17 protein-coding genes are annotated in these 18,066 nt (G+C 31.9%); 9 read left to right on the top strand and 8 right to left on the bottom strand.

What is annotated here, in order from left to right; translation table 11 throughout:
- Positions 1 to 19 precede the first annotated feature (19 nt).
- The 7 genes from PSU83_RS06290 (at position 20) to PSU83_RS06260 (ending at position 11,742) form a co-directional block, all read left to right on the top strand.
- Positions 20 to 1,297: a restriction endonuclease gene (locus PSU83_RS06290; RefSeq protein ID WP_300588014.1), complete on the top strand. Its 1,278-nt coding sequence runs from the start codon at positions 20 to 22 to the stop codon at positions 1,295 to 1,297.
- On the top strand, positions 1,294 to 3,609 hold the full coding sequence (pglZ, locus tag PSU83_RS06285) for a BREX-1 system phosphatase PglZ type B (RefSeq protein WP_300588012.1): 2,316 nt from the start codon (positions 1,294 to 1,296) through the stop codon (positions 3,607 to 3,609). The genes PSU83_RS06290 and pglZ overlap by 4 nt, the downstream gene beginning before the upstream one ends.
- An 11-nt stretch (positions 3,610 to 3,620) precedes the next feature.
- Positions 3,621 to 5,666, top strand: a complete 2,046-nt coding sequence (gene brxL / locus PSU83_RS06280) for a protease Lon-related BREX system protein BrxL (protein WP_300588011.1) — start codon at positions 3,621 to 3,623, stop codon at positions 5,664 to 5,666.
- A 29-nt stretch (positions 5,667 to 5,695) separates the two neighbouring features.
- Positions 5,696 to 7,414: an FHA domain-containing serine/threonine-protein kinase gene (locus PSU83_RS06275; protein WP_300588008.1), complete on the top strand. Its 1,719-nt coding sequence runs from the start codon at positions 5,696 to 5,698 to the stop codon at positions 7,412 to 7,414.
- An 80-nt stretch (positions 7,415 to 7,494) separates the two neighbouring features.
- A complete protein-coding gene (locus PSU83_RS06270) occupies positions 7,495 to 8,421 on the top strand; it encodes a hypothetical protein (RefSeq protein WP_300588006.1) in 927 nt (308 codons plus the stop codon).
- 5 nt (positions 8,422 to 8,426) lie between these two features.
- Positions 8,427 to 9,275: a radical SAM protein gene (locus PSU83_RS06265; protein WP_300588004.1), complete on the top strand. Its 849-nt coding sequence runs from the start codon at positions 8,427 to 8,429 to the stop codon at positions 9,273 to 9,275.
- A 1-nt stretch (position 9,276) separates the two neighbouring features.
- The gene (locus PSU83_RS06260) at positions 9,277 to 11,742 is read left to right on the top strand and encodes a UvrD-helicase domain-containing protein (protein ID WP_300588002.1); all 2,466 of its coding nucleotides are present in this window, start codon (positions 9,277 to 9,279) and stop codon (positions 11,740 to 11,742) included.
- 1,027 nt (positions 11,743 to 12,769) lie between these two features.
- On the opposite strand, the gene PSU83_RS06255 is transcribed toward PSU83_RS06260, so the two are convergent.
- Positions 12,770 to 12,928: a hypothetical protein gene (locus tag PSU83_RS06255; protein WP_300588000.1), complete on the bottom strand. Its 159-nt coding sequence runs from the start codon at positions 12,926 to 12,928 to the stop codon at positions 12,770 to 12,772.
- 356 nt (positions 12,929 to 13,284) lie between these two features.
- Here PSU83_RS06255 and PSU83_RS06250 point away from each other — a divergent pair, with 356 nt between their 5' ends.
- Positions 13,285 to 13,707 carry a hypothetical protein gene (locus tag PSU83_RS06250; RefSeq protein WP_300587998.1) on the top strand — a complete coding sequence of 141 codons (423 nt, stop codon included), beginning with the start codon at positions 13,285 to 13,287 and terminating at the stop codon, positions 13,705 to 13,707.
- Between the two features lie 191 nt (positions 13,708 to 13,898).
- Here the strand turns inward: PSU83_RS06250 and PSU83_RS06245 are convergent, their stop codons facing one another.
- From PSU83_RS06245 to PSU83_RS06230, 4 genes are all read right to left on the bottom strand, one after another.
- The gene (locus PSU83_RS06245; protein ID WP_300587996.1) at positions 13,899 to 14,135 is read right to left on the bottom strand and encodes a hypothetical protein; all 237 of its coding nucleotides are present in this window, start codon (positions 14,133 to 14,135) and stop codon (positions 13,899 to 13,901) included.
- Complete coding sequence (locus PSU83_RS06240) at positions 14,125 to 14,388, bottom strand: hypothetical protein (RefSeq protein WP_300587994.1); 264 nt, start codon at positions 14,386 to 14,388, stop codon at positions 14,125 to 14,127. Before PSU83_RS06240 ends, PSU83_RS06245 begins: the two co-directional genes overlap by 11 nt.
- A gap of 12 nt (positions 14,389 to 14,400) precedes the next feature.
- Complete coding sequence (locus PSU83_RS06235) at positions 14,401 to 14,853, bottom strand: DUF5675 family protein (RefSeq protein WP_300587992.1); 453 nt, start codon at positions 14,851 to 14,853, stop codon at positions 14,401 to 14,403.
- Positions 14,854 to 14,921: 68 nt separating this feature from the next.
- Complete coding sequence (locus PSU83_RS06230) at positions 14,922 to 15,725, bottom strand: hypothetical protein (RefSeq protein WP_300587990.1); 804 nt, start codon at positions 15,723 to 15,725, stop codon at positions 14,922 to 14,924.
- 97 nt (positions 15,726 to 15,822) lie between these two features.
- Between PSU83_RS06230 and PSU83_RS06225 the strand changes: the two genes are divergently transcribed.
- Complete coding sequence (locus PSU83_RS06225) at positions 15,823 to 16,314, top strand: thermonuclease family protein (RefSeq protein ID WP_300587988.1); 492 nt, start codon at positions 15,823 to 15,825, stop codon at positions 16,312 to 16,314.
- 104 nt (positions 16,315 to 16,418) lie between these two features.
- On the opposite strand, the gene PSU83_RS06220 is transcribed toward PSU83_RS06225, so the two are convergent.
- From PSU83_RS06220 to PSU83_RS06210, 3 genes are all read right to left on the bottom strand, one after another.
- Positions 16,419 to 16,826, bottom strand: a complete 408-nt coding sequence (locus PSU83_RS06220) for a hypothetical protein (protein ID WP_300587986.1) — start codon at positions 16,824 to 16,826, stop codon at positions 16,419 to 16,421.
- Positions 16,827 to 16,833: 7 nt separating this feature from the next.
- On the bottom strand, positions 16,834 to 17,262 hold the full coding sequence (locus PSU83_RS06215) for a hypothetical protein (protein ID WP_300587984.1): 429 nt from the start codon (positions 17,260 to 17,262) through the stop codon (positions 16,834 to 16,836).
- Between the two features lie 191 nt (positions 17,263 to 17,453).
- Positions 17,454 to 17,972 (bottom strand): hypothetical protein, encoded by a 519-nt coding sequence (locus tag PSU83_RS06210; RefSeq protein ID WP_300587982.1) that lies wholly within the window; start codon positions 17,970 to 17,972, stop codon positions 17,454 to 17,456.
- Between the last annotated feature and the right edge of the window lie 94 nt (positions 17,973 to 18,066).

The raw sequence follows: 18,066 nt of genomic DNA, 5'->3' as shown, positions 1-18,066 counted from the left end.
CATATTTTAAAAAAATTAAATGCGCATTAATAAGCCCATACAAGTTTTTGAGTATAAAACCCTCACTATTAATTCTAATGGTTTCAAAGAAAATCATTGGAAAGCTTTGGGTTGGTATAATGAAAAACATGGCGGTAACTTTTTCACACTTACTCCAAATGGAGTTCGATTTAATCAATATGTTGGTGTAATACAAGTTGGGGATTTAACTATTGAAGTACTTCCAAAAATTGGACAAGCCGCAGAGGATAAAGACAAGGTAAAATGGCGAAATATATTAATAGATATGTTGAGAGAATGCCGTTGGATGAATGTATACACGCATGAAAAAGCAAATTTAAATTTTAAACCCAATAGTATTCTTGAAGTATATTTAGAACTTTTCATCAATGAATGTGAAAAAATCCTCCGAATAGGTTTAATTAAAAAATACCGATTTGAAGAAGCGAATTGCAAAGCGCTTAAAGGAAAATTACTTTTCAATAAACAAATTCAAAAAAACCTAGTACATCAAGAGAATTTCTATACAAAACATCAGGAATACGATAGAGAAAATGAATTTAACCAAATACTTTTTAAGGCATTAAAATTAATTCCAAATATAAGTTCAAGTCCATTTTTAAAAGATAAAGTAAGTAGCCTTATTTTATCATTTCCCGATTTACAAGATATTCAAGTTAATGAGGAATTATTTGCTAGATTAAACTATAACAGAAAGAATAATCATTACAAAGAAGCAATTGAGATTGCAGCAATGTTATTACTAAACTTTCGTCCTGATATTAGTAGTGGTAAAAATCATGTGCTTGCAATACTTTTTGATATGAATAGCTTGTGGGAAGAATATGTGTACCGTCAACTATTTAAGGGAAAACATAAAGATTGGAGTTTAAAAGTTCAAAACTCAAAACCATTTTGGAGATTATCAAATTCAGTAAGGAAGAAGTCTATAAGACCAGATATTGTTATTGAACATAAAATTTCAAAATGTACCGCTATAATAGACACTAAATGGAAATTGCCTGATAACAATATTCCTTCTGATAATGACCTAAAACAAATGTTTGTTTATAATGAATATTGGAGTGGTAAAAATGCAATTCTTTTATATCCAAAATCTGAATATCAAGAGGAGCCAATTTACATTAAAGGAAATTTCACAGACAAGCCAGGAAATATAAAGGCGCATGAATGTGGGTTAATGAAAATCTCAGTTCTTGATAGTACCAATTCAAAGTTGGACAATAAAATGGGCATTCGTTTAAATAAATATTTAGAAGAAAATATATTAATATGAGTTTCAGTATATATGACAAAGTAATTCTTGCTTTAAAACAAGCAGAGAGCCACAACGGCAATTTAATGACCAAGCCGGAAGTAATTCTTTGGCCTGATCCAGAAAAGCTTTGGCTAGAAGTAATCACGGTGCTCCAAGAAAGTAGAGATAATCTTTTTATTTATGGCACACATGAACCTCAAAAAAATCAAGGACCTTCCATTTGGCTAAAGTGCATGTTGGCTAAATCAATTCCAGAGGCGGTATGGAAAAGTAAAACAACACCAATTATTTATTTACCGGGAATATCAAAAAATGAACTCAAAAATGTAGAAGAAATTGGATTTCAATTACAACCTCTAGTTGAGTACCAGTATACAGGAACAACTTTTGCACAGGAAAACGGAAAAGAATGGACAGTAATGGCTTTTGTAGAAAATCCTATTAATGGTCTAGGACTAAAAGTAAATAAAGATAATGCCACAAAAGAAGCATTAAAAAAAGCGTTACCATCCATTTTTCAGGACAAAGATATTTTTAGTGGCAAAACATTTATAGATGCTGATTTTCTAAACAATCAACTATTCCCAAATATTATACCTAGCATATTAAAATGGATGTGCTTAGGCGACAACTTTTTACAAACTTTAGACCATAGCAAAAAAGATGTATTTACAAACATTTGCAAAGCACAATATGATTTTGAACCTGACCATCGTAATATAAAAGCCATTGCCGAAAAATTAGGCACACAAAAAAGCGGTTGGAACAGTGCTTGGCAATTTTATGCAGCAGCTCCTCAAAAATATCCCGAATTAGAAGAATTGCTGCGTCTAGCTAAACCCGATGACTTAGGTAGTGGCATTTTTGCAATCCCACAAGAAAGTTGGCCTCAAGTAAACGAACAAAAAGAAGATGAATTAAGAATACACTTAGAAAAAGCAGCAGCTCTCGACCCAAAAAAAGCTAGTTTAGCAATTAGTGCTTTAGAAGAAGAGCATAAAATACGTAAAAACTGGGTATGGTATGAATTAGAAAAAGCTCCTTTGGTTAAATCACTTTCTAGTCTTTCAGTTATGGCTGTAAAAGCTACAAAACCGTTTCCATCAGCTTCTATTAACGAAATCAAAGAATATTATATTTCGGAAGGTTTTGCAATAGATTTTGCAATGCGTAATGCTTTTGCTGCAGTAAAAACAGATAAAGACAAAACACTAATCAAAAATATAATTCAACTCATTTACAAACCTTGGCTTGAAAATATAAATACTAAATTCCAAACATTAGTTGAAAAAGACAATACTATTTTTACAAGTCAAAAAGCTGTTGAAGAAACAGAAAACTATGTTTTGTTTGTTGATGCCTTCCGATATGAATTGGCAGTAGAATTCTGTAAAAGACTTACTAAATTAAATTATAATATTAATTTACAAAATAGTTGGTCAGCCATTCCATCACTAACGCCTACAGCTAAACCAAATGTAGCTCCTATAGCCACACTAGTGGCAATAGATAGCGTAATAAATGAATTTAGGCCTCAATTATCGACAGGAAAAGATTTACAAACTAATGAATTTAGAAAAGCGTTGAAAGACCAAAACTTCATTCATGTAGTCAATGCTAAAGATATTAATCCAGATAGTAAATGTTGGGAAGAAATAGGCGACATAGACACCAAAGGACATCAGGAACAAGGCGATATGGTAAAAAGTATCGAAGAGTTGTTTGAACAAGTACAAGAAAGTTTGGATATAGCTTTTGAAAAAGGTGTGAAAAAAATAAAAATTGTAACAGACCACGGTTGGCTATTATTACCAGGTGGATTACCTAAAACAGAAATTAATGCAGGTCTTACAGAAACGCGTTGGGGTCGATGTGCGCTGATAAAAGAAGGAGTTAGCACTAGCTTTTTACATTTACCTTGGCGTTGGAACCCAACTATTTTTATTGCCTATGCTCCTGGTATATCCTTCTTCAAAATAAACGAAGAATACGCACATGGTGGAATTTCAATTCAGGAATGTTTAGTACCTACCCTATATATAGAAAACCCAAACACTAATAATTCAAATGCTAAAATAAAAGAGGTAAAATGGGTTAATCTAAAATGTTCTGTAATTACAGAAAATGCTCAGGATAATTATTATCTCGACATTAGAAGCAAATACAATGACAGTCAAACCAGTATTTTAGAGAATAATAATAAAGCTATCAAAGACAACAAGGTTTTTGTAATGGCAAAAGATCATGCAGAAGCACAGGCGGCAACTATTGTCTTAATGAATGAAAATGGTAGAATTTTAGATAAAAAGGTAACCACAGTTGGTGAATAAAATAATAGACTATGCAATTAGATAATTTAGACTTAATAGCAGCAAAAGCATTTGAAGGATATATAGTTCGTAAAGATTTACTGGAGCAATTCAGAAAAACATATCCAGTTCCAACCTATGTAATAGAATTCCTTTTGGGAAGGTATTGTTCAACCACTAATGAGGAAGAAATTCAGGAAGGTTTAGAAATTGTTAAAAGACAATTACAAGACAGAACAGTTCGTCCTGGTGAGGAAGAATATTTCAAATCAAAAGCAAAAGAGAATGGTTCAATAAAATTAATTGACATCATTACGGCAAAACTAGATACTGGCACAGACAGCTATGTGGCAACTTTACCTAGTTTACAATTAAACAAAATAAGAATTTCTTCAGAGATTGTAAATGCTAATGACCGTATGCTAACTGGCGGTTTTTATGCAGAAATTGAATTAGAATATGATGCAGCAATTGCTCAAGAAAATAGTGGAAGACCTTTTGGCGTAGTAAGCTTACGACCTATTCAATTGTCTCAAAGAAATGTTTTAGAGGTATTTTACAAAGGAAGAGAAAATTTCACTTTAGAGGAATGGAAAGATTTCCTTATCCGTAGTGTAGGTATGGAACCTACAGAACTATCTGAAAAAGCCAAGAATGTTCTTTTCGTGCGAATGATACCATTCATAGAAAGGAATTATAATATGATAGAATTGGGTCCAAGAGGAACTGGTAAATCGCATTTATACCAACAAATTTCACCTTATTCTCATTTAGTTTCGGGTGGTAAAGCATCTGTTGCAAAAATGTTTGTTAATATGGGTAGTGGCGAACGAGGGTTAGTATGTAAATACGATGTAGTTTGCTTCGATGAAGTTTCGGGTATCTCATTCGACCAAAAGGACGGTGTTAATATCATGAAAGGATATATGGAAAGCGGCGAATTCAGTCGTGGAAAAGAACCTATCCGTGCAGATGGTGGTGTAGTTATGGTGGGTAACTTTGATGTTGATGTAGAGCACCAACAAAGAATAGGTCATTTATTTGGACCATTACCTCCCGAAATGAGGGACGATACCGCTTTTATGGATCGTATTCATGCTTTTGTACCAGGTTGGGATTTCCCTAAACTAAATAAAATATACTTTACAGATCATTATGGTTTAGTGAGTGATTTTCTAGCGGAATGTTGGACTAGATTACGTGATATTAGTAGAATTTCATCTGTAGCTCCTTCTATTGATTACGGTGGTGCACTAAATGGTCGAGATACTACAGCAGTAAACAAAACTTTAAATGGTTTATTAAAATTAATGCAACCAAATCCTAATGTGCCCATATCCGATGAAATTTTAGAATGGGCTATAAAAATTGCATTAGAATACAGAAGAAGAGTAAAAGAACAACAAAAAAGAATTGGTTCAGCTGAATTTAGAAATACACATTTCAGCTACCGTATTGGAGAAGATGGTATCGAAACATTCGTAACTACACCAGAAATCCATAGTGAAAATACAATTAGCGAAGACCCTTTAGCTCCCGGGCAAATGTGGGCATTAAATGCCGGTGGTCAAGATGACCCAACAGGTCTATACAAGATTGAAGTAAATGCAGGTCCAGGTTCTGGAGTTAAGGTTTTAAATAGACCATCACCATCACCATTTCAAGAAAGCGTTAGATATGCAGAACAAAACCTTTATAGCAAAGCAAAAGAATTAGTTGGAGATAGAGAGCCGCGTTCACGAGAATTTTCAATACAGCTAAGAGCATTTGATGCATCAAAAAGCGGCAGCGGAATGGGTATGGCAGTTTTAATGTCTATGTGCAGTGCATTACTTGAAAAAAGCACAAAAGGTGGATTAGTAATAGTGGGACAATTAAATCTTGGAGGGTCTCTTGATTTGGTCTATAATGCGGTTAACTTGGCAGAATTGGCTGTTGAAAAAGGTGCAACTACTCTCTTAATCCCCCTAAATGCTAGAAAACAATTGAATGATTTATCAGATGATATGATTACAAAAATTAATATTCAATACTATACTGATTTAAAAGATTGCTTGATAAAATCGTTATTAGAATAATATGTAATTTCATAATGAATTAATTAAAAATGCAACTATTCGACAATAAATACTATTTCGTTAGAGACCTTGGAAGCGGTGGTTTTGGAAAGGTTTTTTTGGCTATCGAAAAAGTGTCTAATCGTTATGTAGCTATTAAACAATTAAAAAATACAGATCGTTCAGAGCAAGAACATATTATCCATGAAATAGAAACAATTTCAAAATTTGAAAATCCCAATATTGTTACGTATTACCATCATTTTTGGGAAGAAGAAACCTTATACTTAATGATGGAATACTGCTCAGGTGGTAGTTTAAGAGAAAAAATTTTAAGTAAAGAAATAACAACAACACTAGCTTTAAATTGGGCACAAACATTAGCTGCTTCATTACGAGTTATTCATAATAAAGGAATAATTCATCACGATATAAAACCTGATAATATTGTTTTCTCTCAAAACGGCACAATAAAAATAGCAGACTTTGGAGTTGCAAATAAAGACATTGGTGCCAGAGCATATATGAGCCCAGAAGCATTTCAGTGGGATATTAATACAACCAAAGATCCACGAATTGACATTTATGCATTGGGTGTTACCCTGATGGAAATGCTTATATCTGAAAATCCTTTTTCTGGCTTAGATAAAGAAGATATTATTGAAAAACACCAATCAGCGGATTTCCCAATACAACAACTTCCAAATTGGCAACAAGAAATAATTTTAAAAGCAATCAATAAAACACCTGAACTGAGATTTCAGTTTATGATTGAATTAGAAGAAGCATTAAAAGCTAAATCAGTACCAATCATATTCAATAAAGACAATTTAAAAGCAGCCGAATTAATTGAATTAGCAAACAAAGCATTAAAAACTAATAAGTGGCGTAATGCTTTAAAATTTTTAGAATTAGCACACAAACAATACGAAAACAATGTAGCAGTATTGCTAGCATTAGGAAAATACAATTTGAGAATACAAAAGATTGCTGCATCCAAAAGTTTTTATGAAAAAGCACTAAAACTCAATCCTAGATTAGACGTTCAAAAAGATTTAGGATGGATTAATTTAGAAGCAAAAAAATATCCAATTGCAATAGGATTACTATCAGACCATCTCCACAGAAATCCAGCAGATTATGAAGCATATAACTTATTAATTCGCTGTTATTACGAAACGGACAGATACGAAACAGCAATGGAACTTTCCAAAATGATTATGGAAGCCAACCCTTCTTTGCCTTGTTTTGCAAATAATTATTTTATTGCTTTTGTATTAAATAGTAATGGAAAATCAATTCCGGCAAAATCTAAATATGAACAAGGTGACAATCCATTTATTGGATACAATCTTTCCGTTATTACTGAGAAGGAATTAAGTCATAATTATAAAATAAAACCATCTCTCAAATCGAAATTATTATTTATGGACTTTCAGTTTAATACGATGAAAGAAAATACAATAACGATATTGGAAACCAACAACAAAATTTTTACTGATAAATCATTAAATTATCCAATAATAAAATTTGGTAGAGAAGAGTACAATCAAAACGATATTAAGGTCTCGGGATCCAATGCGGTTAGTAGAAGACATTGTGTAATTATTAATGCCAAAGATAATGTTTGGTTGTATGACTTAGAAAGCACCGGAATATATTTAAATGATGAACGAGTAATCGGCAAAATTCCAATAATAGGATACAACAAATTGACAATAGGAAATATAGATTACAACATTACAACGGACAAGACTAAGTTGTTATAAATGTGATTAATCTATATATTTACTTAATTAAAAATTTAAAGTTTAAATTTAAATAAGATAAATACAAAATAAAAATGAATTTGTCACAAGAAGAAATAAAAATCGAAAAAGCTAAACATAAAGAATATTTGGCTAAAGGTAATTTTGAAACAGAATTGCCCGATCAACTTTTTTATTCAAATAGTATCAAAGTACTAAAGAAAATAGGACATTGGTTAAATGCATTAGAAACTGGACAAATAAAACCTTTGACCACAGAGCAGAATTATTTCATTGACAATAAAAGTTTAGAAAAACTTTCCCAATATCAATTAAAAAAAATACTAACATATAAAATTATTTGGGGACAATATAAAAAATACCATCAGGACTGGAGTGAATTATATAAAATTTTGAATAAAGCAAGTGTAGATGAAATAGAAACACTCTCGAAAATTTTAAAATTAAAAACCGCATCAAAAGAACAAATAATACCTGAACTAATTAGCAACAGTAAAAATCTATTAGAAATTCTTGATGATAATCCATCTTATACTTCGATTTTAGAAAAAATTAAAAAGAAGTTAAAAATAAGTGATGGTATTAAAATCTTCCAAGAAATAGAAAAAGCAATTGCTATTAAGGTTTTAGAGGAAGCTTTATCAAAAATGACCGAAGAACAAAAAAACAAATTTGAAAAGGAAATAATTGATATTGCTAATAAAGAAAAAGGGATAACCTATAAAGCAGGAAGTGTATTTGCAGCATTAACAGCAGCTCAAGTTTCTGGATTTGGAGTGTATTTGCTTGCGACAACAACATTAAGTACATTAAGCGGTATAATTGGAGTTACTTTACCTTTTGCAGCATATACAGGTCTATCATCTGCTATAGGCATTATAATTGGACCAGTTGGATGGATTGGTGCAGGGATTTTTACTTTGTGGAAAATTAATGATGTGAATTATAATAAAATAATCCCAGCAGTTATTTATATAAGTTGGTTAAGAGAGAAATATTCATCATAGAAATAATGGAACAATTAAATTTATTTGGAGACGAAGAAAAAAAGAAATCGATAGGAACTACAGCTATTGAATATAAGGATGTGAGTTCAATTCTTACCAAAGCATCAGGGTTTATGGAAGATTATGATTTCACATTAAATCCCTATTCTGGTTGTTCTTTTGGGTGCACTTATTGTTATGCAGCTTTCTTTTCAAGAGACAAAGATAAAATGGATAATTGGGGTAAATGGCTTTCAGTTAAAGAAAATGCCCTAGCATTATTAATGAAATACCGTAAAAAACCATTAATTGACAAAACAATTTATTTAAGTAGTGTTACCGATCCATACCAACCAATCGAAAAAGATTTAGAATTAACTCGAAACATTCTCAAAGAATTAATTGATTTTCATAAAGTTAGATTGGTAATTCAAACAAGAAGTGCATTAGTAACTAGAGATATTGACTTATTCAAAAAATTTGAAAATATACAAGTAAATATGACCGTTACTACAGATAGTGAAAAAGTAAGAAAAGTTTTTGAGCCGTATTGTACCGGAAATAAACAAAGATTAAAAGCAATCAAAGAAGTTAACGATGCAGGAATACAATCGTGCATTACAATGACACCATTATTACCAGTAGATGATGCTTATGAATTTGCTAAAACAGTTTTAGAAACAGGTGTTCAAAGGTTTATTATTCAACCTTTTCATAAAGATAAAGGAAAATTTGTTGCAGGAACTAGAGCCGAAGCGATGAATATAATAAATGAATACAACTGGGGAGATGAAGAATACAAAAGAGTTTTGAGTGTTATGCAACAATTAATACCAAATCTAGGTATAGGTAAAACTGGTTTTGCACCGATATAATATGACAAAAGAACTACTAACACAATGGGTTTTTAATCAAAAAGATACAATAGATAAATGTATTCAACAAGCATCATATCAGTATTGGCAAGATACGTGTGTAAGGAATAATATTGTTTTTGATATTAATGAATGTAGTAAAGAATGTTATGCGCTTTCTCAAAGTAAAGACTTATGCTATGATAGGCCCTCAATTGGTTTTGCATATTCATTATGGTATCACGGGAGAAGGGTAAATACTTTTCTTAAATATTTTATTGAAATAATTTTTGAAGCAAGGAATGAGCAAGAAATTACCATATATGATTTAGGGGCAGGAACTGGAGCAATACAATGGGCTTGTGGTTTAGTATATTCTGGTATAAAAGCTTTAAATGGTGCTTGTCCAAAACTGACAATTATAAATATTGACACAAGTCCATTTATGATGGATTATAACAGAACATATCTTTGGCCAAACTTTATAAAGAATTATCCTCAAGCTCAAAATATAGCTGTTGAATACACACTTAATTCTTGGAACAATTCACAATTAACGAAATCATCAAACAATTGGATTACGGCAAGTTATTTATTTGATCATTCAGAAAACGTTGAAAACCTAAAAACTGATTTTTTAAAATTATTAGAAAGTTTCCAACCGCAAAAAATACTTTTACTTTCATCATATAATAAAAGACATTTCACAACCCAACTGTCACAAGTTTTAAAAGAAAACAATTACACTTTAAAGGAAATAGAAAGTGACTTGTTATACTCTGGAGTAATGCCAGCAACTTTAGTAGCAAGGAATTGGTTTAAGCAAAATCACGCAATTGAATTTTCAGGAACACCAACTTGGAATGACAATGCTCTTTTTGGAGCTGTCTTGTCTAGTAATGCACCAGTATTTAATCTATTCGGGAATGAAGAAGCAACAAGTATAAATTTATACAATCCACCAATAAAAGTTAGGAGAGAAATCACTCTTAATCCTCAACAAGAAAAAGCATCTATACCTGATGGTAGGCCAACAATTATTACTGGTCCTGCCGGTTGTGGTAAAAGCGTAGTCTTGACAGAGCGTATTGCCAAGGTAGTTGAAATTCACAATAAGACCAATCAACTGGATAAATTAAGTCTTCTGGTTACTACTTTCAACAAAGAATTATCATATTATTTACAAAACTGGATTATCGAATTACTGGAAAGTAAAAAGATTAAGTATACTAAATATGACGAATACGGTATCAAAATTGAAGGATCAAATTTTGTCAATATTATTATTTATCATTTTGATGTATTGCCAACAAGATTGTGGAAAATTTATTCAACTCAAGATTACCCATTTTATGAAGATAATCTTCAATTCGATAATTATCATAGAAAGATAGCTAGAGAAGCAATAGCTGAAATCAAAAATGAAGAAAAAATAACCACAGCAGAGTACGATGGTGTTCTAAATCAAGATTATATTCTGGACGAATACCATAGAATAATTTATGGTCTAGATTATGCTTCCGAAGATATATTTCTTAAATCTCCTAGAAAAGGAAGACCGCGATTACCTTATGATGGTCCAAGTAGGAAATTGTTATTTAAAACAGTTATTAAATACCTTGAAAAATTAGAAATTGAAAAGTATTCGTCTATCATATCACGCAGACATAAATTTTTAAAAAAATTAAAAACAGGCAGTTTCAATAGTATATTTGAGTACATATTTGTGGATGAATTTCAAGATTGTACGCAATCAGATTACACTATCTTTTACAGATTAATAAAGAACCCAAATAATTTAGTTTTAGCTGGTGATTACGCCCAAGCAGTTCACATTGGTAAAGTATCAGATATTCCCAGAGATACAGATGAAACAACTGAGAAAATGAAAAATCGTAATTACATCAAGTTAGATGGTTCATATCGTTTGCCTTATCGTATTAGTGAAGCAATTAAACAAGTTTCAGAAAATATAAAAATTAATGGTCAAGAAGATACAGATGTGATAACTCCATATAAAGGAGCACCTCCAGGAGCAAGACCAATTTTTGTATTTGCTGAGAATGATAAAGAAATGGCACTGAAAATTGTAGAAATTACAAAAGCATTCGAACATTTTGATGTAATTGATTTAAAAAGCGATGTAAAACGTAGAATAACAATACTTGAAAAAGATTATAACCTTAGTAATGAACTTCATAGATTAGTCGAAAATATTGCTGAAACTGATACTATTTTAAGACTTAAAGGAATGGAAAAGACTTGTGTTCTTTGGTCAACTAAAATAAAGATTGAGGACGAAGACGAAATAAATAATTTTGTTTATACGATACTTACAAGAACCTCTGGATTATTAATTATTGCTTTATATGAAGCTATCGATAGTAAATATGTTGATATTTTAAAACAATTCAGAAACGATAGAATTCTAGTTTGGGACAAACCATCAAAAGATTTTATAAGTAATAATTATTTGAATTTAGTATAGATCTAATAATTTCTAAATATTCTAACAGAACTAATAAACAATAATTTTAATCATTATCTCATTCAGCTGCACAAAATCCTCGTTTAGTCCAAGTATTCCTAAACTCACATCTTTGTTTGCTTCATTTCGCTAATTTCCTTTCAAGAAGCTACAGAATTTCTTTTCGTTCTGTTTAAGCCAGACGTTTTAGTTTCCAATTGCCACTCCTTGCCAACGCTCTAAAAAAAATTACTGTCACGGTTATTGGAACAATAACGCGTACGCTACGCAACTCGTGCCAGTAATTTTTTTTCCCAAGCTGTGTTACATAATTGAGTATTATAGTTCATCACAAAGCGTTAATATTGTTTTTTTGGTTTTTGCAATGAAGCTATAATATCATTTATGTAAAACAGCCGCCACACCCAACGCGGTTGCCAGTGGCTCCAGGACAACTTTTTTAATTGCTTCCTCGCACCAGCCGGCAATAAAAAAAGCTGTCCTTCGCCACTGTCTTCAACAACTTTCGCTATTTCATAAGAACATTTTCGAACTTAGTTATTTTCAAGAACGATCACGGTCACTGTTTTTAGCAACTTGATGTTTAAAGCGGTAAGTATTTGCATTGCTTTTGTAAGTGTTGTAAATCGCTTATCAACTGTATTTCTAACATTCACGATATAGGAATAAGCAATTTACAACACCCACAAAATCAAGAGAAGCCAGCAAGATTTTCATTTTTTTATTTGCCACAAAACCCCAAGTCATTGCTCCAGCGGAAAAGCAGATGCCATACCGTTCCTTATAATAACTATATTAAGCTCGAAGCATTCTCTTTCTTTCAAGTCTATGGCATCAACTTTTCCACTAAAGCAATCAGAAAAACCCAAGTAAGCAAATAAAAAAATGATACCCTTACTTGCGCTACTGCTACATCGCACTACGAAAGTTTTTGCATTGTTTTTTGAAGATGCTTTCCATTTTCAGTACAACAATCCAATTATATTGAAAACTCTCTTTTCATAAGACGATTAGGCATCCTCAAAAATCAAATCCAAGAAAGAGTATCAAATTCTTTGGCCGGATAAAAAGCATTTCTATTGTTTGATTTGGATTTTTTATCCATCCAAAGAATTTGATACCCTTTCCAAAGACGACCATCTTCCAATTCAACACCCAATCCTTCAGCTAAAATTTGATTAAACAAGAACGTTTAGTTTGGATATTCAAAACAAAAAATAAAAAAAAAGGAAGCAAAGATAAGTTCCAGGTATTCAGAAAAAAAAGTTCAAGCCCTACGGGTTTTAAAAAAAATCTCCACCCATAACGGTTCGCAACAACAGTCACTTCCGATTTCACGCCCATACTTCCGATGATATGTCGGGTAGTATTTTTTTTAAAAAACTTTTTTTTCTGAAACCTTCCACTTAAACGGACGGCTTTCTTTTTTTCTTTTTTTTCTTTTGAAAAATTTTATGGGCGGAGCGTAGCGAGGCACACTGGTAGTTCAACTGAAAACCTGCGGAAAATTGAAAATCTAACCAATTTTTAAAGCCGAATGTTATGCAGAATTTCATCATTAAAACCCACCAGAAAGGCACGATTTACTCGAAACCTCATTTATTCCTACTTAACAAAGGGATGAACAGCGGAAAGCCACAAAAAGAGCCATTCACAAACAGTTTTGTAGTCATTTTTGACTTAGAACAAGACTGCGAAAACCTTTATTTTGTTGCTTATAGTTTATGGCAAACAAAATTTTGGCATCAACATTTAGTTGGTTCCGTAATTCCATTTTTACGCCTAAACGATTTCAAAAAAGAGTTTTTTGTAAGGTCTAAAATGATGATGGAAGAACACGAAGCTCACGTTAAACATATTGCAGCTTTAAAACTTCTCGAGCTAAAAGAAAAACAATTTCACGAAAACATAAATCTTATCAATGATATGCGAAGAGTTATTTTATACCGCTACTGCAATAAATAAAACAATCCTGGTCCAAAAGGACTAGGATTGTCAGCACCTTATTGACAAGCAAAAGAAAGCATAACCGCAATACGATTGCACCACTTAAATAAATCGAAGTAAAGCAAAGCAATTGCCATTTATTGACTGCTAAAAACAAAAGAAGCTCCACAAAATGGAGCTTCTTTATTGATTTTTACGAGTTTTTAACGCTATGGTTCTGGCAGTTCTTCAGCTTTAACGGCAGTTTGTGAAACTACCGAAATAATACTTCCGCCAAGAACCAAATACCCAGCTGCCGAAACCAATCCAACAGGCAACGCAACAGGTGAAGCGATGATAATTCCACCAACAGATGCCAAAGCAATTCCGACACTGCGAAGAATTTTAAACCATTTTGGAGTAGGAGCTAAAGCTCTTTCCACGACATTCATATTTTTATTTTTCATTTTCAGGATTTTTTATGTGTTGAAATTCTAATAATTGAACTCTTCGTTCCAGGTACGTCAATTTTTGATTAATCAATGCACTATCACTTTTGAATTCGGTTTTGATGATTAAAGCCATTGTTTTTACTTCAATCAAATCTTTTTCCATACTCTTAAAATCAGTGTGTAATTGCTTGATAAAATAAGCTACAACCGATAACAAAAGAGTAATTAGTGTTCCAAAAAGTACCGTGATGTTATTTATATTTTCCATTCGTAGTACGTTTTAAAATTGAAAATTATTTTCAATTACAATTTTGTTGTTTGGTTCTGCCACCAGTGCAACCAACTTAGGATAAATCATTTTGTAAGCTGCAACACTTTGAGAAACTTGGTAATTGCCATCAATAAACTGAAATCCAAAACCACAAAGCGGACAACCGGCAGTATCTTTGATTGTGTTTCCGGTGTGGATATAAACAAAACTGAAATTTGGTAATCCAGTAATTTCAATCATTCCTTGATGCAGCTTTCCAAATGCTTTTTTGTAATCCACATTTTTAGCTCCGTAAGTGTTCAACTTCAAACTAAAAATACCTTTCGGTATAGCTGTTTGTGATGGGATTTTCACTTCTCTAATTTTGTCCTCTAACAAATAGCATTGAAATATTCCGTTGATGTACAATTGACTTAAAGTACTTTCTTTTCCCTGTGCTACTCTTATTATTTTGCTTTCCATAGTCTTGATAGATTTGAGATTAAACAAAAAATCCCTCACTTTTGGTGAGGGATTTGTAATAACTTTTTTTAAAAAGCATCCTCAACTTTCAAGCAGTTACCACTTGCAAACAAGTAGTAATTGGCTCCAACTTGTTGGTAGAACTCAATTCCGATACATTGTAAAACAGTTACATTTGCCGTTGGAACTGCTGCACCAGGTAAAGTTGCTGTGATAGTAGTTGCTGGAACCGGAGCGTACAAGTCCAAGAAAGCACTGTATTGAATATCGTTTACCTCATTCAAGTCTGCATCCATAGGATCATAACTGTTTGTGGTAGCATTGTATTCAAAATCACTCACTACTGAAAGCGAAGTAATCAAACGGAAATGAGTTGCACCTGAAGGAGCATTAACCAAATTCGCTGGATTAAACGCATCAATAACAAACTCACCACTTTCTCTACCAACGGTATGAGTTAATGAATAAGGAGCATTGAAAATCCCATTGAAAGAAGTGTTTTTGTCAAACTCAAAACCTTTCAAGTAACTACGTTGTGTAGTAATTTCAATTTTTCTGTAACCTCTGGCTTCGGTTTGGTCTTCAAGGTTGATTTTCTTCATAATAGAAGTTAATCTTCCTGTTACTTGACTGTCGGCCATTTGTTTCATCACTTGTGATAAACCAGTACGAACCGATTTACCAGCTTTGGCACAAGCGCCAAACTCGTTCATATTCTCACGAGTTCTTTCGAACTCTGGAGCTGATAGAACTTGGTCACCAGTTGGACCACCAACCATTCCGGCAAAGTAGCCTTCTTGACCTTTAATTTTAAAATGTCGGATATCTCCAAGAGTTCCAACATACTTGATAACACCTTTCTGTCTTGCCATTTTTTTACGTTTTAATGGATTAATAATTAGATAAAATTCATAAGACAAATTTCAAGTATTATCTTTGATTATCAATAACTTAAAATACTGAAAATCAATGCAATACAACGCAAAAGCACCGTATATAGTGGAAACCCATTGGCAAATTGATGAAGTCCTAGATGGTGATAGCATAATCATTTGCAATCGTTTCACTCATTTGAAAAAAGAAATCCGACTTTATGGCTTAGATGCACCAGAAGTAAAACTAAATAGGAAGATGAAAGAGGACGAGGAGAAAAGCAGTTTACCTGCCGAATTACTGCTGCAATTTGGTTTGCAATCCTTGCACTTCGTTTTGTCGGTTGCACCGCCTAAAACGGCTGTAACGATTATTACAGAACAGGAGAACTACTACGACTACTGGAACAGACAATTAGGATATGTAATATTACCAGGAGGAGAATGTTTGAATGATTTGCTTTTGATCAATGGGTATGCAAAAGCAACCCAACAATATTACTGCGGCAAGCTCGCAGAGTATCAAATGATGAACCGCCAAGCGCAGCTTAATCAATTGGGTATTTATAGTTCTGTAAAAAGTTTTTGATTTGTTGTACTTATGTTGTACTAAGAGGATTTTATTTTTTGTTAGTACCAATAAAATATATACTTCACAAGCGTATTAAGACTAAACAGCTGTTAGCGGTAGTATTAATTTATTTTAACAACTTTTGTAATTCCAAGTATCATTGAATTATTGTCAATTCTTTGGTCTAATTGTATTATTAGAGAGCCATTTTTGTTAATATTATCAATTACATTATAAATCACGTTGTTTTCATCATTCATTCTAATTTGGCCATCAATATCTTTTAGAAAGGATAATCTGAAATAAGTATATTCACCCTTTTCGTTATAATACGTTATATAGTAAGATTTAAAAAATGTATCAAATTCAATATTTACCTTATTTCCATAAGGTCTATTTATAAGAATTTCACTTTTAGTATTCATAAATAGCTGTGTAATTCCTTCAGCTTTGTAATAGATTTTATTTGAATTAGATTGGGAATAAATGTTCATTGAACAAAGTGCTATAAAAAAGAAGATGTTTTTCATATTTGTTTTATTTACAAAGCGTTTCGTAACCTAATTGCGTAAAATGAAACTTGCCATTTTTAAGCCCCATTTTATTATCTATTTCAAGAACATAAAGTATGTTTCCTCCTTTTTTGTCATATAATATTCTAAAAGTAAATGCTCTAATTCTTTCATATTGTATAACTCCATATTTATTTAAGTAGAATGTAGGCGTAAAGTTTTCATAAAAAAAACCTTTGTCATCAAAGCCTGAATCAACTCTTCTCGATGGCAATTTTTCGGAACTATCATAATAACTGTCTGTGCGAATTACAAAATCATCTCGAAAATTGAATGATAATTTTTCTTCACTGCAAGAGTTTGAATTATAATTTTTACTATAAAAAGTTTCAAAATTTTGTGAAAAGCAGACAATGCAATTCATCAATGTTAAAAGTAAAATAATTTTTTTCATTTAAGATTTGTGTATTTTGGTTAATAATTTTCTGTTGAGTTTCGTAAATATTACCGCTAACGTTTCGCGGCTACAAGAAGTGGCGAACTTCGGAACTGCGTATTTTCTGCTAAGATAAAATTTCTTGCGGAAAATAAACGTGAATTTTGCACTTATCTCGCCATTTCTTGTAACCGCTGTTAGCAGCAGGTTTAATCACTTTTTCTATATACGTTGATTTGCATTCCATTTTCATCAAATAGTTTTTTCAACAAATCTAATTTTTCGTAATCATCATTTTTTAATGTTTCTTGAGCAAAACTTGAAGAAAATGTTTTACAATTAAAACAAAATTGGATGTACTCAAACACATTTCCACTTTTATCAAAAAATAAAATTGCATATCCAGTTTCTGAACAGTGTCCTTTTCCAATAATATTTTCTTCTATGCTTTTTGAGAAAATAATATCTGACAATTTTTTATATTCTGATTTATTCAACTTGTTGAGTTGCTCAAATTCTGAAATATTCACTTTTCCGTTTAATTTTGGTATTTCTATACATTCAATAATAGAAAGAGAATCATTCACTCTTTGTAAATTTTGAAATGAAGCAATCATAATTGATGTTGCTTTAGAAAATGGATATTTCTCTGAAACATTTTTTTTAGATTGACTTAAAGTCAAATTACAGATAAAAAATAAAATTACAATTAGTTGATTACTTGTCATTTATTTGGATTTTCTTGAGTTCATCGGAAAACTTGCTGCTAACGTTCCGCCGCTTCTCGCCAGTTGCGAAGTTCGGAACGAATTATTTTCTGTT

Source organism: Flavobacterium sp., assembly GCF_029945805.1.
Taxonomy (GTDB): domain Bacteria; phylum Bacteroidota; class Bacteroidia; order Flavobacteriales; family Flavobacteriaceae; genus Flavobacterium.
The sequence above is the reverse complement of the archived record's forward strand: the minus strand, read 5'-3'. Positions and strand labels throughout refer to the sequence as shown.